Annotated in this window: 21 protein-coding genes; 2 read left to right on the top strand and 19 right to left on the bottom strand. The window is 40.7% G+C overall.

Features of this window, described 5'->3' with window-relative positions:
* Positions 1-56 precede the first annotated feature (56 nt).
* Entirely contained in the window at positions 57-998 is a 942-nt protein-coding gene (locus FC90_RS08855; RefSeq protein ID WP_057908882.1) for a nucleoside hydrolase, read from the bottom strand.
* A gap of 713 nt (positions 999-1,711) precedes the next feature.
* Between FC90_RS08855 and clpP the strand changes: the two genes are divergently transcribed.
* Both clpP and FC90_RS08845 read left to right on the top strand, forming a co-directional pair.
* Positions 1,712-2,296 carry an ATP-dependent Clp endopeptidase proteolytic subunit ClpP gene (clpP, locus tag FC90_RS08850; protein WP_004265909.1) on the top strand — a complete coding sequence of 195 codons (585 nt, stop codon included), beginning with the start codon at positions 1,712-1,714 and terminating at the stop codon, positions 2,294-2,296.
* Positions 2,297-2,403: 107 nt separating this feature from the next.
* The gene (locus tag FC90_RS08845) at positions 2,404-2,922 is read left to right on the top strand and encodes a thioredoxin domain-containing protein (protein ID WP_057908877.1); all 519 of its coding nucleotides are present in this window, start codon (positions 2,404-2,406) and stop codon (positions 2,920-2,922) included.
* Between the two features lie 104 nt (positions 2,923-3,026).
* Here FC90_RS08845 and FC90_RS08840 read toward each other — a convergent pair whose 3' ends face one another.
* From FC90_RS08840 to liaX, 18 genes are all read right to left on the bottom strand, one after another.
* Positions 3,027-3,482 carry a MarR family winged helix-turn-helix transcriptional regulator gene (locus tag FC90_RS08840; protein ID WP_057908876.1) on the bottom strand — a complete coding sequence of 152 codons (456 nt, stop codon included), beginning with the start codon at positions 3,480-3,482 and terminating at the stop codon, positions 3,027-3,029.
* Between the two features lie 90 nt (positions 3,483-3,572).
* Positions 3,573-4,517, bottom strand: a complete 945-nt coding sequence (gene whiA, locus FC90_RS08835) for a DNA-binding protein WhiA (RefSeq protein ID WP_057908875.1) — start codon at positions 4,515-4,517, stop codon at positions 3,573-3,575.
* A 2-nt stretch (positions 4,518-4,519) separates the two neighbouring features.
* On the bottom strand, positions 4,520-5,554 hold the full coding sequence (locus tag FC90_RS08830; protein ID WP_057908874.1) for a gluconeogenesis factor YvcK family protein: 1,035 nt from the start codon (positions 5,552-5,554) through the stop codon (positions 4,520-4,522).
* Entirely contained in the window at positions 5,551-6,435 is an 885-nt protein-coding gene (gene rapZ / locus FC90_RS08825; RefSeq protein WP_057908873.1) for an RNase adapter RapZ, read from the bottom strand. Before rapZ ends, FC90_RS08830 begins: the two co-directional genes overlap by 4 nt.
* Positions 6,436-6,606: 171 nt before the next feature.
* Positions 6,607-7,143 (bottom strand): HdeD family acid-resistance protein, encoded by a 537-nt coding sequence (locus FC90_RS08820; RefSeq protein WP_057908872.1) that lies wholly within the window; start codon positions 7,141-7,143, stop codon positions 6,607-6,609.
* A 124-nt stretch (positions 7,144-7,267) separates the two neighbouring features.
* Positions 7,268-10,117, bottom strand: a complete 2,850-nt coding sequence (gene uvrA, locus FC90_RS08815) for an excinuclease ABC subunit UvrA (RefSeq protein WP_057908871.1) — start codon at positions 10,115-10,117, stop codon at positions 7,268-7,270.
* Between the two features lie 12 nt (positions 10,118-10,129).
* Entirely contained in the window at positions 10,130-12,133 is a 2,004-nt protein-coding gene (gene uvrB / locus FC90_RS08810) for an excinuclease ABC subunit UvrB (protein ID WP_057908870.1), read from the bottom strand.
* Between the two features lie 168 nt (positions 12,134-12,301).
* Positions 12,302-12,934 carry a YfbR-like 5'-deoxynucleotidase gene (locus tag FC90_RS08805; RefSeq protein WP_057908869.1) on the bottom strand — a complete coding sequence of 211 codons (633 nt, stop codon included), beginning with the start codon at positions 12,932-12,934 and terminating at the stop codon, positions 12,302-12,304.
* Positions 12,935-13,046: 112 nt separating this feature from the next.
* On the bottom strand, positions 13,047-14,771 hold the full coding sequence (locus tag FC90_RS08800) for a phospho-sugar mutase (RefSeq protein WP_057908868.1): 1,725 nt from the start codon (positions 14,769-14,771) through the stop codon (positions 13,047-13,049).
* Positions 14,772-14,997: 226 nt separating this feature from the next.
* Positions 14,998-15,918 (bottom strand): thioredoxin-disulfide reductase, encoded by a 921-nt coding sequence (trxB, locus tag FC90_RS08795; RefSeq protein WP_057908867.1) that lies wholly within the window; start codon positions 15,916-15,918, stop codon positions 14,998-15,000.
* An 89-nt stretch (positions 15,919-16,007) separates the two neighbouring features.
* Positions 16,008-16,415, bottom strand: a complete 408-nt coding sequence (locus FC90_RS08790; protein WP_235804329.1) for a tetratricopeptide repeat protein — start codon at positions 16,413-16,415, stop codon at positions 16,008-16,010.
* A 110-nt stretch (positions 16,416-16,525) separates the two neighbouring features.
* Positions 16,526-17,554 carry an NAD(P)H-dependent glycerol-3-phosphate dehydrogenase gene (locus FC90_RS08785; protein WP_057908866.1) on the bottom strand — a complete coding sequence of 343 codons (1,029 nt, stop codon included), beginning with the start codon at positions 17,552-17,554 and terminating at the stop codon, positions 16,526-16,528.
* A 53-nt stretch (positions 17,555-17,607) separates the two neighbouring features.
* Positions 17,608-18,432: a prolipoprotein diacylglyceryl transferase gene (gene lgt / locus FC90_RS08780; RefSeq protein WP_057908865.1), complete on the bottom strand. Its 825-nt coding sequence runs from the start codon at positions 18,430-18,432 to the stop codon at positions 17,608-17,610.
* Positions 18,433-18,537: 105 nt separating this feature from the next.
* On the bottom strand, positions 18,538-19,491 hold the full coding sequence (gene hprK / locus FC90_RS08775; protein WP_057908864.1) for an HPr(Ser) kinase/phosphatase: 954 nt from the start codon (positions 19,489-19,491) through the stop codon (positions 18,538-18,540).
* A gap of 150 nt (positions 19,492-19,641) precedes the next feature.
* Complete coding sequence (locus tag FC90_RS08770) at positions 19,642-19,995, bottom strand: phage holin family protein (RefSeq protein ID WP_057908863.1); 354 nt, start codon at positions 19,993-19,995, stop codon at positions 19,642-19,644.
* Positions 19,995-20,261: a hypothetical protein gene (locus tag FC90_RS08765; RefSeq protein ID WP_057908862.1), complete on the bottom strand. Its 267-nt coding sequence runs from the start codon at positions 20,259-20,261 to the stop codon at positions 19,995-19,997. Before FC90_RS08765 ends, FC90_RS08770 begins: the two co-directional genes overlap by 1 nt.
* A complete protein-coding gene (locus FC90_RS08760; protein ID WP_057908861.1) occupies positions 20,261-20,494 on the bottom strand; it encodes a PspC domain-containing protein in 234 nt (77 codons plus the stop codon). The genes FC90_RS08765 and FC90_RS08760 overlap by 1 nt, the downstream gene beginning before the upstream one ends.
* A 27-nt stretch (positions 20,495-20,521) precedes the next feature.
* Entirely contained in the window at positions 20,522-21,976 is a 1,455-nt protein-coding gene (gene liaX / locus FC90_RS08755; protein WP_057908860.1) for a daptomycin-sensing surface protein LiaX, read from the bottom strand.
* Between the last annotated feature and the right edge of the window lie 150 nt (positions 21,977-22,126).

Genomic DNA, 22,126 nt, shown 5'->3' with positions numbered 1-22,126 from the left:
CATTGTAACTAAATTACAAAAAAAGCAGTTTCTCTCTTCGAGAAACCGCGTAATTTTTAACGAGCCAGTAATTGTCCAATTCGTTTTTTAAATTCTGATAAAAACCGTGGCGTGTCGACTTGTACACAAACCGCCGTCCGAGTTGTTGGATCATCGAGGCGCGCATTATCCCCAATTGTTCGTCCGCGTGACGGGCCTTCTACCTCGGTCTTCAAGTTCAATGGGAAAGTCGTGACTAAGCTTGGATCGATTGCAACGGCAACTGCTAAAGGATCATGTAGCGCACAACCGTGCAAGTGTGGTGACGTCACCTCATATGCCTTAATATAATAATCGACCATATTGGCATAGGCTTGGGCCGCTGGTGTGCCAAACGCGCGCCATTCTGCTGTATCGGTGCGTGTAAAAAGTGTCCGCAACGTAACATCAAGACCCACCATCGTGACCGGTAAGCCACTCTTAAAGAGCAAATCTGCCGCTTCGGGGTCTTGATTGATGTTGGCTTCAGCAAATGGGGACACATTCCCACCAACGGTTAAGGCGCCACCCATAATCACGATTTGGCCAACTTTCTTCAACGTGGGTAAATCTTTTTGAATCGCTAATGCTAAGTTCGTCATTGGCCCCGTTGCCACGATGCTCAAGTCAGCACCATATTCCTGACAAGCGCGTAATATAAAATCAACGGCCGATTCAGTCGCCATTTCCGGATGGGGTTCTGTCAGATGAATCTCACCAACACCATCTTGGCCATGAATTTCCACACTGATTGGTAAGACGCTAAAGTCATTCGTCGTCGTCGAATGCCCAGCGCCTAAATAAACTGGAATCTCTGGATGGCCTAATAAATGTAAAATTTGTTGACTATTCACAACGCTTCGCTCAGTCAAAACGTTGCCGTATTCTGAGGAAATTCCGATTAAATCGACTTCTGATGATCCCAATGCATAAGCAATTGCTAACGCATCATCAATCCCAGTATCTAAATCCAAAATCATTTTTTGTGCCACGCCAAGCCCTCCTCAATAATCATGCAAAATAATGTACATCCCAAGTGTACCCCTTTATCGTAGGTGGGTAAATTAATAACCTAAGGATTAAACTCAAAAAAGACAAGTCGCTGATTCAGTTTAGACCATTGATTTCATGATGCATTAAAATCGTTTGACCAACTGACTACGCCTTATCTTAAAGCTGATTTATTTTCTTAAAAGCTTGAAAGCTGATGCCCCATTTTTTAACCATTGGCAAAGGCCACCTATTCCTAGGTGGCCTTCTAATTAATTTCGCATATTAAATTCTTACATAATGTCAGGTAGCCAGTCACTGATTGACTACGCACACTAGCATCGAATCGCTAGTGGAAATGACGTGTGATTCACATCGTTTTTTATTTTTGGGTTAATTCAATTATGTCTAAATTCTTGTGTTTCTAAATATCTTCTCGTTTAAACAGCGTAAGCCGCCTCTTTACACTACTTGTAACTCCATGGTTACTCCAGTTGATTAAAGTCTTCAAATAATACTTGATCCTACAGTGATAAGTGCTGATTAATTTCCTCAAGTATATCATATTTTCAATTCGAACACAAAATGACAATAATCTTTCTGAAAAGAAGCTTTCTATTTGACCAAAATTGACCTTTGCGGTAAAATTCAATCTATAGACTACAGAGTGATTCTACTCTGGCTTATATAAGGAGGCAATTCAATGTTAGTACCGACAGTTATCGAACAAACATCTCGTGGCGAACGGGCTTACGATATTTACTCTCGCTTACTAAAAGACCGGATTATCATGTTATCTGGCGAAGTAAACGACCAAATGGCTAACACAATCATTGCGCAATTATTATTCTTGGACGCGCAAGATTCAGATAAGGATATTTCAATCTACATTAACTCACCTGGTGGTTCTGTCACTGCAGGGTTAGCAATCATGGATACGATGAACTTCATCAAATCTGATGTTCAAACCATCGCTATGGGGATGGCTGCTTCTATGGCCAGTGTTTTACTTTCAGCAGGGACAAAAGGCAAACGATTTGCATTGCCTAACTCAACTGTCTTGATTCACCAACCTTTAGGTGGCGCACAAGGCCAACAAACTGAAATTGAAATCGCTGCGCGCGAAATTTTGAAGACCCGGAAACGTTTAAACCAAATTTTGGCAGACAATTCTGGTCAAACCTTCGAAAAATTACAAGCTGACACTGATCGTGATAACTACATGACAGCCCAAGAAGCAAAAGACTATGGCTTGATTGACGATATTATGGTCAACCAACCAAAATAGCGTGCTGACGGTTGTGTTTAATTAAAAATGGGCTAGTTCAAGTTGAACTAGCCCATTTTTTTATTTAAATTTGTTATACTGACAGTATCTTAAAGGAGGTTTTTGCCATGGATATTAGTGTCATTAAGCGTGAAAATGTGACAACCACCGGTGGGATTACAATTGGTCAACCAGATGCACCATTAACATCAATTGAATTTATCAATGCTGCTTGCCCTTATTGTCGTAAGTGGTTTTTGAAATCTGAAGAAATGCTGACTGAAGCAGTCAAAGCTGGTCGGCTAAAACGCATTATCAAACCATTTGATAAGGATAAAGCGGATCTACAACTAGGCAATTTAGCCCATACTTATTTGCCTTTCGATCAACCCGAAACAGTGATACAAGCACTGTCATTCTTATTTACGCACCAAAAAACGTGGCGTAATGATTTGACGCCCAATGAATTTAAAAAATATATCGAGCAAAATCTCAATTTAGCACCGCAAGATAATACCGAAAACCTCGCCACAATTATCGCTGAAGCTGATCGTGCGAATATTAAATTCGTCCCCACCATCATTCTTGGTGAGCATATCTTTGATGAATCGATTGCCATGACCGACTTGAATACACTACTAAAATAAAAAACAGGTGTCCACGACGGGGCACCTGTTTTTTGGATGTACGATAAAGAGTTCCTAAAAATTCAATTTAACATCAAATCTTTTAGAACCCCTTTATCTGCCATTTATGAAAAACGGGCAGTATCCATTTGAATCGCATTCAAATGATGTTCTACTTCATTCATATCTTGACGTAACTCATGATATTTATCGCTTGAGAAATCGAGGTAGTTTGTGCATGCACCTACTCGTTCGTAAATCTCTTCTTTTTGGCTTTCCGCCTTGTCCGTTAGTGTTACATCAACGCGGCGTTCATCATCTGATGCTCGATTACGACTGACCCAACCATCTGCTTCCAAACGTTTTAAAAGAGGGGTCAATGTCCCACTATCAAGTTCTAAATGGTGGCCTAATTCCTTCACTGACATCTTGCCATGTTCCCACAATGCGAGCATTGCAATAAATTGGGGATATGTTAATCCGTAAGGCTTTAAAACCTTCCCATAAAAGTGATTATAAGCTTTTTGCGCGCGATAAATTGAAAAGCAAAGTTGCTCATCAAGTAAAACTGGTTTAACCATGTTATATTCCCCCATCAAGTGTCTTTCACTAATTGTACTCGATTATATTGTACGTGTCAAATATTGTGCGCTATTTATTTACTTAATTTATTATTTATTTCCGTTTCGCTGGGCTTCTGCAAGCTGATTTAATTTTCTAAGCCGATGATTAATCCCAGATTTTGAAATGGCACCACTTGGCATTTTCTCCCCGAGCTCTTTTAAAGTGATATCGGGAAATTCCAACCGTAATAGTGCGATTTCACGTAATTTATCGGGTAAATTATCTAGACCAATAGTATCTCTTAAATACTTAATATTTTCAATTTGTTTAGTGGCAGCATCAATCGTTTTATTCATATTCGCGGTCTCACAATTTACTAACCGATTAACCGAATTGCGCATATCACGGACAATCCGAATATCTTCAAATTTTAACATCGCATTGGTTGCACCAATTACTTGCAGAAAATCGGCAATTTTTTCAGCCTCTTTTAGATATGTGATATAACCGCTACGTCGAAATGTCATCTTGGCATTTAACCCAAAACGATTCATCATTTGGGCAATATTTTGATTATGCTCTTCGTATAACGAATAGATTTCCAAGTGGTAGCGACTAGTCTCTGGATTATTGACTGATCCGCCAGCTAGAAAGGCCCCACGTAAGTAAGAACGGACTCGCTGGTCTTCATTAATCACATCTTCTGATACCTGTGTATGAATGGTAAAGCCGTCTTCTTCAACAATATTCAGATCTTTTAGCACCAAATTCGTATCATATTTTAGTCGCACAATGTATTGATTATTCTTTTTTAACTTCATTTTGCGACGCACTAGTAATTCAGATTCAACTTGATAATTTTGTTTCAATAAACTATAAATCCGGCGAGCAATCGCCGGATTCTCAGTTTGAACATTTAAAACAAACTGATGATTCATCAGACTCAGTGAACCATTCATCCGAATTAAGGCGGCCAATTCCGCCCGAGCGTGTTCAGGATGCACTTCAAGTTGTGTCAATTCTTTCTTCACTTCACTTGCATATGAAGCCACCTTTATTCACCTCGCTTAGCTGTATTGACCTGAAAGGCAAGATTCATAATTTCACTTGCCACTTTTTGACCATTATGAAATACACCATGATCTTTTAATTGTAAAAAATTATCAGAAATAACCCGACATCCCAAGGCCCGCAAGCCATCAAAATCATGTTCAACTGGCCAGAGAATTTCATCGTATTTCTGGTGATCCAAATAATTATCAGGGACCCGCTCTGTGTTGACCAAAACCGTATCAACGAAGTTCTGCCCTAGATGATCGTTCAACACACGGACATGGTCAGCATCACTAAAGTGTTCGGTTTCACCTTTTTGCGTCATAATATTACAAATATAAATTACTTCTGCTTTGGTTTGTTTAACGGCTGCGCCCAGATTTTCAATCATTAAGTTTGGTAAAATACTGGTAAATAAACTCCCTGGACCTAATACCACCACATCCGCATCCATAATTGCCTCTATCACTTGTTGGACAGCTTCTGGTGCCGTTGGATCGCTACGGTCAGTCTTTGATACCCAGACCCGCTTAATTTTCTTACGCGCTGCACTAATCTCCGATTCGCCTGTCAGCTGCGTCCCATCTTTAAATTCAGCATTTAAAGATAAGGCGACATTGGCTGCTGGGTAAATATGTCCATCGACTGCCATCATCTCAGATAAGCGTTGTACTGCATCAAATATCCCCGACTCCATCTCAGACAGAGCAGCAATAATCAAATTACCAATCGCATGTCCGGAGAAAAAAGCATCATGCGACTTAAAACGGTATTGAAAAATATCAAGTGTCAATTGTGGCAAATCTGACAAAGCAACTAGTACATTACGGATATCACCGGGTGGAACAACATTAATGTAATCGCGAATCACACCGGATGAACCACCATCATCGGCAACCGTGACAATTGCCGTGGCATCTGCATTTTGTTCGCGCAAGCTCTTGAGAATTACCGGTAACCCAGTCCCGCCACCAATTACAACCACTTTTGGTCGGCGACCTTTGATGACCCGAATAATCCGGTTAGTCGCTGTCATGATCGATTAACCGTCGCTTTACGCTTTTTCATGTCCCGGTGGGTCACGTCGACCGGATAATCCATCGATAAATCGTCAGCTAATCGTTGAGCGAGCGCTACCGAGCGATGTTGTCCACCGGTGCAGCCAATCGCGATTGTCACACTCGTTTTCCCCTCTTTCAGATAGCCTGGCATGATATTTTTTAATAATCCATTAAATTGACCATAAAACTGCTCAGTGGCTGGCTGAGCCATTACATAATCACGAACTGGTTGATCCAAACCATTAAGTTCCTTAAATTCTGGTACATAATACGGATTGGGCAAAAAACGAACATCCATGACAATATCAGCATCAATCGGTAAACCATATTTAAACCCAAATGACATCACTTCAATATGAAATGATGGATTAACGGTTGTCTTGAAAACATGGAAAATTTTTTCACGTAATTGCCGTGGCGACAGCGTCGATGTATCGACCACCATCTGTGCGCGATTACGCATTTCAGTTAATAGACGCCGTTCTTTTTGAATACCATCCATCAAACGCCCTTCCATCGCTAGTGGGTGTGAACGCCGAGTTTCCTTATAGCGAGAAACTAATTCTTCATCCGAGGCATCCAAAAAGAGAATCTTTGTCGTAACAAACTGTGTATTATCAAGGCTAGCTAGCATTTCAATAATTTCATCGTAAAAGGCACGCGACCGCAAATCAATGACCAATGCAATCTTAGTCACTTTGCCAGACTCCTTAACTAATTCCCAAAATTTAGGCAATAACGTTGGCGGCATGTTATCAACGCAAAAGTACCCTAAATCTTCAAAGCTTTGCATGGCAACCGTTTTACCGGCACCACTCATCCCTGTAATTACGACTAAGTTTAATGTATCCGTCATTAGACCACTCCTTAAATTACACTTCTTCTATTGTAACATTCCTGGTGTGTCATTGAAAGCTCCCACTTAGTTTACTAGCTGATTGTCTTTAACCATCCATTTCACCATTTTATAGCTTGTTAACATAAAAAAACACGAAACCAATTGAATGTTTCGTGTCATTGTTATTTTCTATAATCGTCTTGCAAACGCAATAATAATAGCATTAATACCAAAGAAAGCAAAGTAAAAACCGACTAATGTCGCAATTGTCACGGCAGCAACTACTGGCGCCATTAGTAACAATAGGCCGACGATCACGCCCAAAATATTTAAAATCATCGAAAGAATATACAATCCGGTATTAAACTGCTTAAGATGACTAACATTCAGTAGTGCAATAATTGAATCAAACAAGAACCAAAAAGCAAAGATATAACCTAAAGCTGCAACCCCCGCCGGAACATTCAAGATGAATAAAATTCCCAAAATTACATCTACAATTGCATCTACAAGCATCAATGTGGCTCGCATACCTGTTTCTTGGCGAAGACGACTATAAGCACTAATTTTGGAGATCCCCCGAATAATTGCTGCAATCGCGATTACAATCACTAATCCAGATAATGTCTTACCTGGTTGTTTGAATAAGCAATACGCTACAATTAAGAAAATCACACCGGTCATTAATTCAGACCAATCAAAATGCCATTCATTTTTTCTAAACATGCCCATCACCTCTTAATGTTGATACCCTTATCATACTTTTTTTGATCCCAATCCACAACTAAATTGCCAATAAAATAATGCAGATCCGATTCGTTGCTTGAAGTGGACCTGCATTATTTTATTTTTATTGGGCGGCGATGGTGCGTGCCGTATCACGTTCTAGTATCGCTTTTAAATACTGGCCTGTGTAACTATCACTAACGTTAGCAATCTCTTCTGGTGTACCAGTGGCAACAATTGTACCACCTTTATCGCCGCCTTCTGGTCCCAAGTCAATAATGTAATCAGCTGTCTTAATGACATCCAAATTATGTTCAATTACTAAAATCGTATTGCCTTCTTCAACCAGTCGCTCCAAAACGCCTAATAAACGTTTAATATCATCAGTATGCAAACCAGTCGTTGGTTCATCAAGGATATAAAGATTCTTACCCGTTGATTGCTTTTGTAATTCAGACGCCAACTTCATCCGTTGCGCTTCCCCACCTGATAAAGTAGTCGCTGACTGGCCCAAAGTTACGTAGCCTAGTCCAACATCGACAATTGTTTGTAATTTTCGGGCAATCTTAGGAATATTAGCAAAAAAGACGGTTGCCTCGGCGACGGTCATGTCTAAAATTTCAGCAATATTTTTACCTTTATAAATGACCTCTAACGTTTCCGAATTATACCGACTACCATGACAGACTTCACAAGGAACGTACACATCTGGTAAGAAGTTCATTTCGATCTTGATAATCCCGTCACCTTTGCAGGCTTCACACCGGCCACCTTTAACGTTAAAACTAAACCGACCTTTTTTATACCCACGTAGTTTTGCTTCGTTCGTTTGGGCGAATAAATCACGAATATTATCAAAAACACCAGTATAGGTTGCCGGATTACTCCGTGGTGTACGGCCAATCGGGCTCTGATCGATATTAATTAATTTTTCCAAGTTCTGATAACCAGTAATCGTTTTATATTGCCCGGGCTTTGCCGAATTGCGATTCATCTTTTGAGCCAATGCCTTTTTTAAGATGGTGTTGACTAAAGTAGATTTCCCAGAACCAGAAACGCCAGTGACCGCCACAAATTCACCTAATGGGAAATCAACGGTTAGATCCTTCAGGTTATTCTCGGCCGCACCGATCACCCGGATTTTCTTCCCGTTTCCCTTACGGCGTTCAAGGGGGACCGGAATATACTCTGAACCAGCTAGATAGCGTCCGGTTAATGATTGTGGATTATGTTCCACCTCATCTGGCGTACCAGCGGCCATCACTTCGCCACCAAGCTCACCAGCACCAGGCCCGATATCGATTAAATAATCAGCTGCTCGCATCGTATCTTCATCATGCTCAACGACGATTAACGTATTTCCTAAATCGCGCATTTTCTTTAATGAACCAATTAGGCGATCATTATCGCGTTGATGCAAACCAATTGATGGTTCATCTAGAATATAGAGTACCCCTGATAAATTCGAACCAATCTGTGTAGCCAATCGAATCCGCTGAGCTTCCCCACCAGACAATGTACCAGCCGAACGACTGAGTGTTAGATACTCCAACCCGACGTTAATCAGGAACGTTAGTCGATCATGGACTTCCTTCAAGATTGGTTTAGCAATTACACTATCTTTTTCAGAAAGTTCAAGTTGTTCGAAAAATGGTAACGCTTCTTTGATTGCATTATCCGAAACAGCCGCAATATCTTGGCCGCCCACCTTAACCGCCAAAGCTTGGCGGTTTAACCGCGCTCCATGACACGTTTGACAGGTTAACTCCGTCATGTAAGTCCGCATTTGCGTCCGCGTGAAGTCACTATTTGTCTCACGATAACGCCGATCAACGTTGGTTAACACCCCTTCAAAAGGTACATCAACATCCCGCACACCACCGAAATCATTCTCATAATGGAAGTGGAAGTTCTTACCTTGTGACCCATTTAAAATAATATCTTTTTGCCGCGGTGTTAATTTACTGAACGGCCGATCCATGTCAATTTTAAATGTCTTGCAAGCTTGTTCAAGCATTTGAGGATAGTATTGTGAACTAATTGGGTTCCACGGTGCCAAGGCCCCTTCGCGTAACGTCTTGCTAGTATCTGGAACTACAAGATCCATATCAACTTCTAACTTAACACCGAGTCCATCACAATCTGGACATGCCCCAAATGGCGCGTTAAAGGAAAATAGCCGCGGTTCTAATACGCCAACGGTAAATCCACAGATTGGACAAGCATAATGTTCTGAGAAAAGGAGTTGTTCGCCTCCAATCACATCAGCTGTTGCATAACCATCTGATAAACGAAGTGCAGCTTCAAATGAATCAAATAATCGTGAACGCACGCCATCTTTAACGACAATCCGATCCACAACAATATTAATATCATGTTTTTTATTCTTATCTAATTCAATATCAGCACTCACATCCATAATTTCACCATCAACTTGAACACGGACATACCCCTCGCGTTGAATCTTTGCCAATGTTTTTTTATGTTGACCTTTTTTGCCACGAATAATCGGTGACATAACCTGTAGCTTAGTCTTTTCTGGTAATGCGAGTACTCGATTAACCATTTGTTCGACAGATTGACTGCTGATTTCAGTTCCATCATTGGGACAAATTGGATGCCCAACGCGGGCCCACAACAAACGCAGATAATCATTAATTTCCGTAACCGTCCCAACAGTTGAACGCGGATTTTTAGATGTTGTTTTCTGGTCAATCGAAATCGCCGGACTTAAACCATCAATTGAATCAACATCTGGTTTATCCATCTGTCCCAAAAATTGTCGCGCATAGGCAGACAGGCTCTCAACGTAACGACGTTGGCCTTCCGCGTATAGCGTGTCAAATGCTAACGAACTTTTCCCAGAACCTGATAAACCGGTCACAACCACTAGTTTGTCTCGAGGAATTGTGACGTCAATATTCTTCAAATTATGCGCACGTGCGCCATGAATTACGATCTTGTCATTTGCCATATTTTACCTCTTTTAATCAATTTCACTCTTAATCTCTAGAATAGTATCCCGTAATGTTGCAGCCTGTTCAAAATCCAATTTTTTGGCTGCCGTCCGCATCTGTTCAGACAAGCGTTCCACCATTTCAAGCTTTTCAGCCTTAGACATATTATCAAAGTCGATTTCATTGGACATCTTAATTTCTTCAGGATGTTCCACCGATTGGACGACTGAAATCGCATCACGTACTGGCTTAATAATCGTCTTGGGCGTGATACTATGTTCGGTATTATAAGCTTCTTGAATCGATCGGCGTCGCTTGGTTTCATCCATTGCATTCCGCATCGAATCGGTAATCTTATCGGCATATAATAGGACTTGGCCGTTTTGATTCCGCGACGCACGCCCAATTGTTTGAATTAGTGAACGTTCACTACGTAAGAAGCCTTCTTTATCAGCATCTAAAATCGCAACTAACGAAACTTCGGGAACATCAATCCCTTCCCGTAACAAGTTAATTCCAATTAAAACATCAAACCTACCGAGCCTTAAATCGCGAATAATCTCAGAACGTTCTAGTGTTTTGATATCACTGTGCAGGTAGCGGACTTTAATCCCCAACTCCTTTAGATAATCAGTTAAATCTTCTGCCATCTTCTTAGTTAATGTGGTGATAAAGACGCGCTCATTCTTTTCGATTCGGTCGTTAATTTCACCAACTAAGTCATCGATCTGCCCCATAATCGGTCGGACTTCGATATTCGGATCTAGTAAGCCGGTTGGCCGAATAATCTGATCAACTTGTAAATCAGTTTGATCAGCTTCGTACGGTCCTGGAGTCGCAGAAACATACATAATTTTATTCACATGTTGCTCAAATTCCGGTAACGTTAACGGTCGGTTATCTAAGGCACTTGGCAATCGAAATCCGTAATCAATCAACATTTGTTTCCGAGCACGATCACCATTATACATCCCACGAATCTGCGGCATCGTTACATGCGATTCATCAATCATCATAATTGCGTCTTTGGGAAAGAAATCAAGCAAAGTATACGGCGGTTCACCAGCAGCGCGATCTTCCATGTGGCGTGAATAATTCTCAATCCCAGAGCAATAGCCCATTTCTTCCATCATTTCAAGATCATAGTTTGTTCGTTGTTCTAGCCGTTGTGCCTCTAATAATTTACCATCGGCTTTCAGTTCGGCTAAACGCTCCGCTAATTCAGCCTTAATACTCTTGATGGCTTTGGCCATCTTTTCTTCACTTGTCATGAAATGGGTGGCAGGGAAAATTGCAACATGTTCGCGTTCACCAATCACTTCACCAGTTAAGGCATCCACTTCAACAATCCGGTCAATTTCATCACCAAAAAATTCAACTCGCAACGCATGATCGTCACGTGAAGCCGGAAAAATCTCGACTACATCGCCACGAACCCGGAAACGCCCCCGTTGAAAATCAATGTCGTTGCGTTCAAATTGAATATCAACCAGTTGTCTTAATAAGTCATTACGCTCAATCGTCATTCCTGGACGTAACGAAAGGACGTGATCTTGATATTCTTGGGGGTCACCCAAACCAAAGATACAAGAAACGGAAGCGACAACAATCACATCATTGCGCTCTAACAGCGCACTCGTCGCTGAATGCCGTAATTTATCAATCTCGTCATTAATACTCGAGTCCTTTTCAATATAGGTATCACTTGAAGGCACATAAGCTTCTGGTTGGTAATAATCATAGTAACTGACAAAATATTCGACTGCATTATTGGGGAAAAATTGTTTGAATTCAGCATAGAGTTGGCCTGCTAAAGTTTTATTATGCGAAATGATTAAAGTTGGTTTATTTAAATTCTTGATAACGTTGGACATCGTGAAGGTCTTCCCAGTCCCGGTTGCACCCATCAAGACCTGGGCCTTCGCACCAGCTTCAAAATTCTTCGTCAACGTCTCAATTGCTGCTGGTTGGTCTCCAGCTGGTGCATACGGTGCCACTAAATCAAATTGGTTGTCATTCTGTCGTTCAATCATCAAAGGCCTCCATTGCCATTTACTTGCGATAAAAGAAGACGCCGGGTAGAAGTTGCCTTCCACCATAACGTCTACTTATCCATTTTATAAAGAATAATGTTCACTGTCCTTTAAGTCATTCACTATTTTACCACACCGAACATATTTTCGCCACAGTCGTGTTTTTGATTATTCCGACAGCGTTTGACGTACTAATTGGGTCAACTTTCCTCGATCAGCAAAGTCCTCACTAAGTAAATCAGGTAAGATTTCTTGGATAAAATACCGCGCACAGGCCAATTCTTGGTAGCGCATAATAGTTTTCAAGCTTTCTGCGAAAATTTCCAAAAAGGCATTCTCTGGATTACCTTTTTCAATTTCACCAAATGATTCGTATAATAAATCAATCTTGTCTGCCACAGCTAATAGTTTACCTTCTAATGTCTCATCTTTTCCCTCACTCAATCGACGCTGGTATCGTTCTTGTAAAAAAGTTGGGATTTCATTTTTAATAAAATTGGCCGTCAGTGAACTTTCGACACTAGCTAACATCGTCCGTAATTCATGCGTTGCATATTTCACTGGTGTCTTAATATCACCGATAAAACGTTCCGTATAATCATGGTTGAGGGCACGTTCATACAATCCTTGCCAGTCAATTGTTTGCCCGTTTTCTTCTTCAATATCGCCTAGTAATTGAGCAATCTCTGCTACTTTGAAAGAGTGCGCCGCAACAGAGTGCTCCTGATATTTAAACAAACCCGGTGCCCGATTTAGTGTCTCCAAATTATTTAAACCTTGCAAATATTGATGCATACCCATTCCAAATAGCCTCCCTTTTCTTACAAAAATAGACCGACTCACATTGTAGTCCGTCTATTTGCTGTTCCTCATTATAGGTAAGTTATCCTCAAATGTAAAATAAAAACATTGTTTATTTTACTAACGCATGAATGGCCTTTTCGAAGTTAGCTAACTTCAAATTTGCAGTTGCTGCATCATCTGCTGATGTACCAACATAGAATTTCACTTTTGGTTCAGTTCCACTAGGGCGAATTGCAATCCACGTTCCGTCCTCTAAGTGATATTTCAAAACGTTTGATGTTGGTAGCTTAATTGCTTCTGTATGACCATCTACAAAGGTTTGCACTTGTGTTTGGAAATCTTCAGCTGAAACAACCCTAATTCCTGAAAATTCAGTTGGACGTTCTTGACGACATTTTATCATCAAATCGGCCATTTCCTGCGGTCCGTTCACACCTTCGAAATCTACCGCCGTTGTTTGTTCAGCGAAATAGCCATATTCAGCATATAATTCTTGAATCCCGTCATACAAAGTCTTCCCATTTGATTTATAATAAGCCGCTACCTCGGCCAATAAGACTAACGTTTGAATCGCATCTTTATCACGTGCAAAAGGTTTGACTAAGTAGCCATAGCTTTCTTCAAAGCCAAACATAAATGTATTCTGGTCCGTATCTTCAAAATGTTGAATCTGTTCAGCAATGAACTTAAACCCCGTTAAGACATTAATCATTTTAACATGGTAACTAGCCGCAATTTTAGTTGCTAATTCAGTTGAAACGATTGACTTCACCGCAGCTGCGTTGGCTGGTAATGTCCCAGCATCTTTACTTGCTTGTAAAATATACCGGAGTAAAACAGATGCGATCTGATTTCCCGTCATCAACTGATAACTACCATCTGGTTGCCGAACCGCTGCACCTAACCGATCGGCATCTGGATCAGTCGCAATCAATAAATCAGCTTTTTGTGCTTTTCCAAGTTCAATTGCCATATCAAAAGTTTGTGGAAATTCAGGATTTGGAAATGGTGTGGTTGTAAATTCAGGGTCAGCAATTGCTTGTTCGGCTACCGTCGTGAATTGCTCAAATCCAGCTTGACGTAATGCCCGTTCACCTAACACCTTTCCCGTTCCATGCAGCGGTGTATAAATCAACGACATTGTCTTCCCGACTGTATCAACTAATTCTTGGTTAATTGTTACTTGCTTAACTTCTGCTAAATAAGCTTGATCTACGTTCTCACCAATTAAAGTCATCAAGCCCGTTTCGCGTAGTGTACTTTCATCAGCTACTTCAATGGCAAATAAGTCAGTCACTTTCCGAATATAGCTAGTAATTAAATCGGATTCCTTAGGTGGCATTTGAGCACCATCTTCCCCATAGATCTTGTAACCATTATATTGTTTCGGATTGTGGCTAGCCGTGATCATAATACCGGCATAAGCCTGTAAGTGCCGTACCGTAAACGATAATTCTGGTGTTGGTCGCAAAGCATCGAATACAAATGAAGGAATTTGATGTTGACCCAAAACACGGGCTGCTTCATGGGCAAACGTTTCAGATTGATAGCGTGAATCAAAACTGATGGCCACACCGCGTTGTTTCGTTGCTGCTGGTAAGGTTTCCATAAATTGGGCCAGTCCTTCTGTTGCTTGACGCACCGTATAGATGTTCATACAGTTAATCCCAGGACCTAAAAGGCCTCGCATCCCTGCTGTACCAAATTCCATTGGTGTACTAAACGCTTTTTCAAGCGCAGCGTGGTCGTTAGCCATTTCGCGCAGTGTTTTTTTTAAAGGTACATCCATTTCTGTTTGATTATTCCAAATTGCATAATTATCTTGCCAGCTCATTGTGTAACCCCCACATTTTAGTCTAAAAACTAGTTCTAAGTATAGCATAATCAACCGCTTTCCTAAAGTCCGTCTTATTCAGCATCACCGTACGGCTAACAATAATTTACATTGCCCCACAAAAAAGGCCGACTAACACAACAAAGTTAGTCGACCATAAGTCAAATATTGATTAAGCTTTTTATCTAATATTAGGGGCTACCTGTAGTCCCATTTACCAATATCATTATATATTTTGTAAATATTTAAAAACTTCTTGACCAGCAATACCGCCATCACCAACTGCGGTTGTAATTTGACGAAGGTCTTTTTCGCGAACATCACCGATTGCAAAAATCCCAGGAATGCTGGTTGCCATGTGATCATCTGTTTTAATCCAACCAACATCGTTTAGTATCCCAAGATTTTTAAAAGCACTCGTCATTGGATCAATCCCGACATAAATGAAGACCCCACTTGCCGGAACCACTTGTGCTTTTCCAGTTACTTTATCGATATATGAAACGCCAGTCACTTTTTTATCATCGCCTTCAATGGTTGTCACTTGTGCATTCCAGATGAAGTCCATCTTATCACTGGCAAAAGCCCGATCTTGCAATATTTTTTGGGCCCGTAGCGTATCACGGCGATGAATGACTGTCACTTTACTTGCTAATTGCGTCAAATAAAGCCCCTCTTCAATTGCTGAATCACCGCCACCAATCACAACTACTGCTTTGTTTTTAAAGAAAGCCCCATCACAGACAGCACAGTATGAAACACCCCGGCCGCTAAATTCATCTTCACCCGGAACTCCAATTTTCTTATGCTCTGAACCAGTTGCAATAATAATTGAACGAGCCTCGAAATCACCTTCATCGGTATGCACAATCTTTATCGCACCACGATCTTCAATATCATTCACGGTTCCATAGCCATACTCTGCGCCAAATTGTGTCGCACTAGCATACATTTTTTCACCAAGTTCAGGACCAAGGATTGATTTAAAACCGGGATAATTTTCGACTTCTGCTGTATTATTCATTTGACCTCCATAAATACCACGGTCTAACATTAATACCGATAGATTTGCACGAGAGGCGTATAACGCAGCCGTCATTCCACCAGGTCCTGCACCGATCACAATTACATCATAACTTTTAGTCATGTCTATTATCCCCTTACTTTTAAAAAGTGCTCATTGTCCATAGAATGTATCTTACCCGTTATGTAAAAAAAAGTCTATCAAACTGTTTGTCAGTTTGATGGACTTGTTTGTTTTAATTCTTGTAATAATTCAGTGGCTTCGATATCAAAATCTGAATCGTCACTTTTTAAATAAGCAGTCGCCAGTTCATAGCTTGCCTGGGTCCGATTTAAAAAAGCATACGCCGTTGCTAAAAAATATTGTAATTCAGGATGGCTCTGATAGTTAGCCGTTGGAATTTCTTCCAAAACAGCAGTCGCGCCATGATAGTCACCAACTGACTCTAAACAAATCGCCAATTGGCATACCACAAAGATGTAATCATCTTTAGTCCTAGCTAACGACTTTGCCCGTTGCAAACACGTCAACGCGCGCGCATATTGGAACCGTTCAAATGCCTGCATCCCTCTGTCAAAATAAAACTCACAAGTTGGTCTTACAGATACCAAATCGCCCATAAAGTAATCGGTTCTCCTTTAGTCTTTTTCTCAACGTTATTATCATAACACACTCTGTTGGTAGGTGCGATACTGATTAGTAATGATGCCGCTTTATTAGTTAAAGATTTTTAGACTTCTTCAAAATCGATTTCTGGTTTCCCGGAACGATGCATTAAATCAGCAATTTCAGCTTTAATATCACAATCTTTATACAACACATTATAAATTGCGCGTGTAATTGGCATATCTACTGACCGCTGTTGGGCCAATTCATAGGCTGCCTTGCAAGTAGCTACCCCCTCGACCACCATGCCCATATTTTTAAGAACGTCAGCTAATTTTTGGCCTTGGCCTAATGCATTACCAGCACGCCAGTTTCTAGAATGGACACTGGTGCCGGTAACGATTAAATCACCAACTCCAGACAGACCAATAAAGGTCAATGGATTCGCGCCCATCGCAACCCCTAAACGAGAAATTTCTGCCAATCCACGCGTCATTAATGCGGCCTTCGTATTATCACCGTAGCCAAGGCCATTCAGGGCCCCCGCACCTAATGCAATCACGTTTTTTAAAGCAGCCCCCATCTCGACACCAATCACGTCTGGGTTAGTATATAGTCGAAAATAATTATTCATGAAAATTTCTTGAATCCATTGCGCTTGAATCAAATCACTCGATGCGGCGGTTAACGTCGTAATATCTTTTTGAGCAACATCTTCAGCGTGACTGGGGCCCGATAAGACAACGATGCCGTTACGACTGGCTTCTGGAATGGTTTCAACTAAGACTTCCGAAATTCGTTTATGGGTACCTTGTTCGAGCCCTTTTGAAGCTGTCACAATAACGGGTTTCACTTTTTTAGCAACCATCACTGGTACGATCTGCTCAGCGACACTCCGAATTGCTTGTGTTGGGATGACAAACAAGATGACGTCAACTTGATTAATGGCTTCATCTAAATCAACCGTTGCGTGTAATTTTGGTGCGATTCTAAATTCTGGTAAATAATGTGTATTCGTATGGCGTTCATTGATTTCAGTAACTTTTTGAGGATCATTACCCCACAGTTCAACCTGATGACCATTCTCAACCAATAAATTGGCCAAGATTGTGCCCCATGAACCGGCCCCTAAAACTGCAATTTTAACTGACATCTACAAATTCTCCTTTTCACCCAATATCCACTAAAGGGATATCTTTACTGATTTTATGATGTTTGATTACCAGCTAAGTAATCTGGTAGCTGACTGTGTTTGCGGCGCCATATCCATAGACCAATTGCACCGCAGAACAAGACAAGCGACACAATTTGTGAAACTCGCAATGGTCCAATGAATAAACTGTCTGTACGCATTCCTTCAATGAAAAAGCGACCAAACGCATACCAAATTAAATAACTAAATAGAATTTCGCCCTGTTTAAACCACCCAGTCCGGTGACGAATACTCATAATAATTATGAAACCTAAAACATTCCAAGCAGACTCATATAAGAAAGTCGGTTGCCGATAAGCCCCATCAATTAACATTTGTTGAATCACCCAATTCGGTAAGTGTAGGGACTGCAAAAAATGTAAGGTGGTGGGTGCCCCATATGCCTCTTGGTTCATAAAATTACCCCAACGGCCAATTGCTTGGGCAAGCATCACAGTTGGCGCAGCAATATCGAGTACTAACCATGCTGATAATGCGTGACGGTAGCAATAAATGATAAAGACTATTGCAGCGGCAATCAATCCACCGTAAATCGCAATCCCGCCATGCCAAATCTTAATGATCTCACCAGGATTTGCCTGATAGTACGACCATTCAAAAATCACATAGTATAGCCGCGCACCAATCAAGGCAAATGGTAATGCCCATAAAATTAAATTTAAAATATCATCTTCACTAACATGACGTCGTTTAGCCTCTCGCAGAGATAAAGCGACGGCTAATACGACGCCAGTGGCAATAATGACGCCATACCAGTGAATCTCCAGACCACCGAATCGAAGTGCGATTGGATCTAGGGTGCCTAATAGTAAATTCAAATTATTCGCTCCTCACTATCCATTAAAAAAAGACTAGCTTGCACAACTGTCTTTCTAACAGTATAGCTCAAACTAATCATTAGACCTACCATATTAACGAACTTTTTAGATTTTTTCTGATTCCTCTTCGTCAGAATTGGATTCAATTAACTTACCCAAATTAGCTTCGAAGGTCTTAGTTGCATCATAGCCCATCGATTTTGCCCGGAAGTTCATAGCAGCGACTTCGATGATAATCGCCAAATTACGCCCGACTTTAACGGGAACCGTCATTTTCGGAACTGGTACGTCGAAAATCATTTGCGCTTCAGTATCGGATCCTAAACGATCATATTGCTTGTCTTGCGACCAATTTTGTAAGTGGACAATCAAAGAAATTGAAGTTTCAGCCCGAACGGCGCCAGCGCCAAAAAGATTCATCACATCGATAATGCCAATTCCCCGAATTTCAAGTAAATGTCGTAAAATTGCAGGTGCTTCACCAACGACCGTTTGTTCATCTTGTTGATAAACATCAACACGATCGTCTGCAATTAAGCGATGCCCCCGTTTAACCAATTCTAATGCGGTTTCGCTTTTCCCAACGCCAGAATCCCCAGTAATTAAAACGCCCAAACCATAAATATCAACTAAAACGCCGTGCATTGACCGTCGTTCAGCTAACTGGCCTTCCAAATAATCCGTCACCAGACTCGATAACCGCGTTGTCGACAAATTTGATCCCAGCACTGGAATCCCCGCCTCTTCAGCAGCTTTGAGCATTTCCATCGGTGGCTCTAATTGCCGTGACACAAGAAAACACGGGGTATCTTCAGAAGCCATGCGGCGCATGATCATCAAGCGTTCTTCCGGCATCATATTCTGCGTAAATGAGACTTCTGTCCGGCCAAACAACTGGACGCGCTCGTAAGGATAGTAGTTAAAATAACCTGTTAACTCGAGCCCCGGACGTGAAATATCACTCACCGTCACTACTTTGTTTTTTAAATATGCTTGTCCTGCATATACTTGTAATTTTAAATCAGTGACTAGTTTTTGAATTGAAACACTATCAGCCATGGTTACCCGTCCTTCATTTTCACTTATATCCTCTATCATATTGCTTTTAAGCCAATTTTTCAACTTAAATGTAGGCGTTTTCTTTCATTGATCATAAAAAACCAGCACTGTCGCCAATCATAATTGACAACAGTGCTGCTAGACTAATAATTAATATCGTTCTTTAACGAACTGGTTAGTGATAATTGTATTTGCAATTGATAAGATAATTGCCACTATCACTGCTGCCCCGAAACTTGTGAAACTAAAATCAGCTCCAACAAAGACGGCGGTCAATTCGAGCATAATACCGTTAATCACAACACTGAATAAACCAAACGTTAAAAAAGTAATCGGAAATGACAGTAAGCTCAATAGGGGCTTGATTAAGACATTCAAAACAGAAAGTACAATGCTGGCCACCAATGCGATCCAAATGTTTTCAACATAAAATAAGTTCGGTAATAACCCGGAAATCGCGATGAATAACAGTGTATCCACAAATACCCGTACCCAATAGCGCATTAAAAATCACTCCAGTCATCGTCATCAACCTTGACGTCACGGGCTTCTTTTCGTTGATGACTACCTGACGTAGGATTTGAATAAGCATGTTGCGTTTGTTTTTTAGGCCCCGTAATTGCCCGATAGATGATACTAATCAGTACTCCCAACATGAGCAGTGGTAGTGCAAATTTCAATAGTAATAGTAACGAACCAATTAAGAGACTAAACACACCGACTGCTGCCACAACAGCGATAATGACCAATAAAATTATTAAAAAGGGCATTAAAATTCACTCCATTCACTCTCAGAATCATGTTTTGATTGTCGTGGCCGTTCTGGTATTACCATCGCTAAAATGATATACACCACAATTCCAGGAAATGCTGCTGAAAATGTTGAGAACACTACGTACAAGATTCGTACAAGAGTTGGATCAATATTGAAATACTCAGCAATTCCACCCATAACACCTGAAATCATCCGGTTATTTGTCGATTTATATAGTCTTTTCCCCATTGTTAAAACCTACCATTCCTTAAATTTTTAGTTATCGTTATCTTTTAATAAAATATTACCAGTTGTTGTACTTAATGTTAAACGAGCTGCCTGTTCATTATCATTGCGGCTGAGTTGTAACATTTGATTACCCGTACTTTGACGTTGTTCGATAGTTTGCGTGTCAGCAAGCCGATTTTTAATCATCCCAAAACGTGTGCGGGCATCAACTGTCATGGCCAAATCTTGTGCTAATGCTGCCTTAATCGTCCCATTAACTGATTTGGCCTTTAAATGGTGTAAGTCAGTCGACATTAAAGTATGTTTAATGTCACCATTAACCGTTGAAACGCTTGAATTTAACGCTTGAGCCTGAATCACTAGGTTGCCATTCACGGTTGTTGCGAGCAAATCGGCATAGCGACCTTGATCAAAAGTAATCCCTCCGTTAACATTTTCAGCCTCCACCATTGTGGCGTTAGTACTCCGCAACGTCAACTCACCGTTAGTCGTCTTCAAGTAGATATCATGACCGGTAAACCCCTCTAATTCAACATCTCCGTTTAATAATTTTACATTAGTTTGTGAATAATTATTGGCTGGTAAGTAAAAGGTTAAATCTGCTTGAATCCGCTTATTAGGGACTTGGAATACCAAATCAGCTGCAGTTACATCAATTGTACTCCGCGCTTCAAAAGCAGCCAGTGGTGTTTCTTCCGTCATTTTACCATATAATTTCACTTGAGCAGCGACTTTGATGTCTGGTTGATCCCAAATTTGGAAGTGGACACTACCGTTAGCTACTTTAACATTAAGCATGTTCGGTGTGACATCAGCATAGATAAAATCATGCGTGAATTTCTCAGTTGCCAAACCAGGTACCTTGAAGTTGACCTCTTTCCAATCTACGTTATCCATGACGGTCTTGGCAGTATTTTTCACAAATTTACTAAAGTGCGAACTAGCTTCACCTAACTTATCACTGAGTTCATCAAATGTTTCACTAGCATTTTCTTTCCAGTCGTCTGATAAGCCTAATTTTTCAGACCATTGGTTCTTCGTTAATTGACGGCGCTCTTTTTCAATTTGGTTCAATGCTTCAGTTAAGGTTTGACGCTTATTTTCTAATTCATCCACCGTAGCTTGCTTTTGCAGTAAGCTGGCCTTTAACGTTTGCCGTTCAGTAGCTTTTTCACTAGTTAAACTATCCAAATCCTCCATTGTATCAAGTACGGTTACTTGTTCTTGATCAGCGCGCATTTGTTGTTTTAAAGTTTGTAATTGCCGATTAACTCCAGATAGGTTGACAGTCAACGCATGGGCTTTTTCTTCCATAGCACTTTTATCAGCCGTTTGTTGTTCAGTCTGATCAGTCGTCGCTTCAGTGGCCACTGGTTTTACATCTTGATCATCTTTGGCTAAATTTTCTAGTAGGACCAATGCTTCTTCTGAAGTTAAAATGCCTTGGTTCACCAAGTCTAAAATTCGTTGACGTTCATTCATTGTTTTGACCTCCATTAGGTATTCGTTGTACTGGTGCATTTGACTATGACTCTATTATGCCGATTTTTATGTAGCTTGTCATAGGTCCAAAGGTTGATTTTTATTTAGGTACCAAGAGTGAGACCAAAAACGGGACAACCAAATTAACTT

This window comes from Latilactobacillus graminis DSM 20719, from assembly GCF_001436415.1.
In the GTDB taxonomy this organism is placed as follows: Bacteria; Bacillota; Bacilli; order Lactobacillales; family Lactobacillaceae; genus Latilactobacillus; species Latilactobacillus graminis.
This window is presented reverse-complemented; position numbering and strand designations above follow the sequence as displayed.

What these genes read in the sequence shown, in the direction of transcription:
- FC90_RS08855 (WP_057908882.1), bottom strand. Translation starts at nt 998, where the DNA reads ATGATTTTGGATTTAGATACTGGGATTGATGATGCGTTAGCAATTGCT.
- clpP (WP_004265909.1), top strand. Translation starts at nt 1,712, where the DNA reads ATGTTAGTACCGACAGTTATCGAACAAACATCTCGTGGCGAACGGGCT.
- FC90_RS08845 (WP_057908877.1), top strand. Translation starts at nt 2,404, where the DNA reads ATGGATATTAGTGTCATTAAGCGTGAAAATGTGACAACCACCGGTGGG.
- FC90_RS08840 (WP_057908876.1), bottom strand. Translation starts at nt 3,482, where the DNA reads ATGGTTAAACCAGTTTTACTTGATGAGCAACTTTGCTTTTCAATTTAT.
- FC90_RS08830 (WP_057908874.1), bottom strand. Translation starts at nt 5,554, where the DNA reads ATGACAGCGACTAACCGGATTATTCGGGTCATCAAAGGTCGCCGACCA.
- rapZ (WP_057908873.1), bottom strand. Translation starts at nt 6,435, where the DNA reads ATGACGGATACATTAAACTTAGTCGTAATTACAGGGATGAGTGGTGCC.
- FC90_RS08820 (WP_057908872.1), bottom strand. Translation starts at nt 7,143, where the DNA reads ATGTTTAGAAAAAATGAATGGCATTTTGATTGGTCTGAATTAATGACC.
- uvrA (WP_057908871.1), bottom strand. Translation starts at nt 10,117, where the DNA reads ATGGCAAATGACAAGATCGTAATTCATGGCGCACGTGCGCATAATTTG.
- uvrB (WP_057908870.1), bottom strand. Translation starts at nt 12,133, where the DNA reads ATGATTGAACGACAGAATGACAACCAATTTGATTTAGTGGCACCGTAT.
- FC90_RS08805 (WP_057908869.1), bottom strand. Translation starts at nt 12,934, where the DNA reads ATGGGTATGCATCAATATTTGCAAGGTTTAAATAATTTGGAGACACTA.
- FC90_RS08800 (WP_057908868.1), bottom strand. Translation starts at nt 14,771, where the DNA reads ATGAGCTGGCAAGATAATTATGCAATTTGGAATAATCAAACAGAAATG.
- trxB (WP_057908867.1), bottom strand. Translation starts at nt 15,918, where the DNA reads ATGACTAAAAGTTATGATGTAATTGTGATCGGTGCAGGACCTGGTGGA.
- FC90_RS08790 (WP_235804329.1), bottom strand. Translation starts at nt 16,415, where the DNA reads ATGGGCGATTTGGTATCTGTAAGACCAACTTGTGAGTTTTATTTTGAC.
- FC90_RS08785 (WP_057908866.1), bottom strand. Translation starts at nt 17,554, where the DNA reads ATGTCAGTTAAAATTGCAGTTTTAGGGGCCGGTTCATGGGGCACAATC.
- hprK (WP_057908864.1), bottom strand. Translation starts at nt 19,491, where the DNA reads ATGGCTGATAGTGTTTCAATTCAAAAACTAGTCACTGATTTAAAATTA.
- FC90_RS08770 (WP_057908863.1), bottom strand. Translation starts at nt 19,995, where the DNA reads ATGCGCTATTGGGTACGGGTATTTGTGGATACACTGTTATTCATCGCG.
- FC90_RS08765 (WP_057908862.1), bottom strand. Translation starts at nt 20,261, where the DNA reads ATGCCCTTTTTAATAATTTTATTGGTCATTATCGCTGTTGTGGCAGCA.
- FC90_RS08760 (WP_057908861.1), bottom strand. Translation starts at nt 20,494, where the DNA reads ATGGGGAAAAGACTATATAAATCGACAAATAACCGGATGATTTCAGGT.
- liaX (WP_057908860.1), bottom strand. Translation starts at nt 21,976, where the DNA reads ATGAATGAACGTCAACGAATTTTAGACTTGGTGAACCAAGGCATTTTA.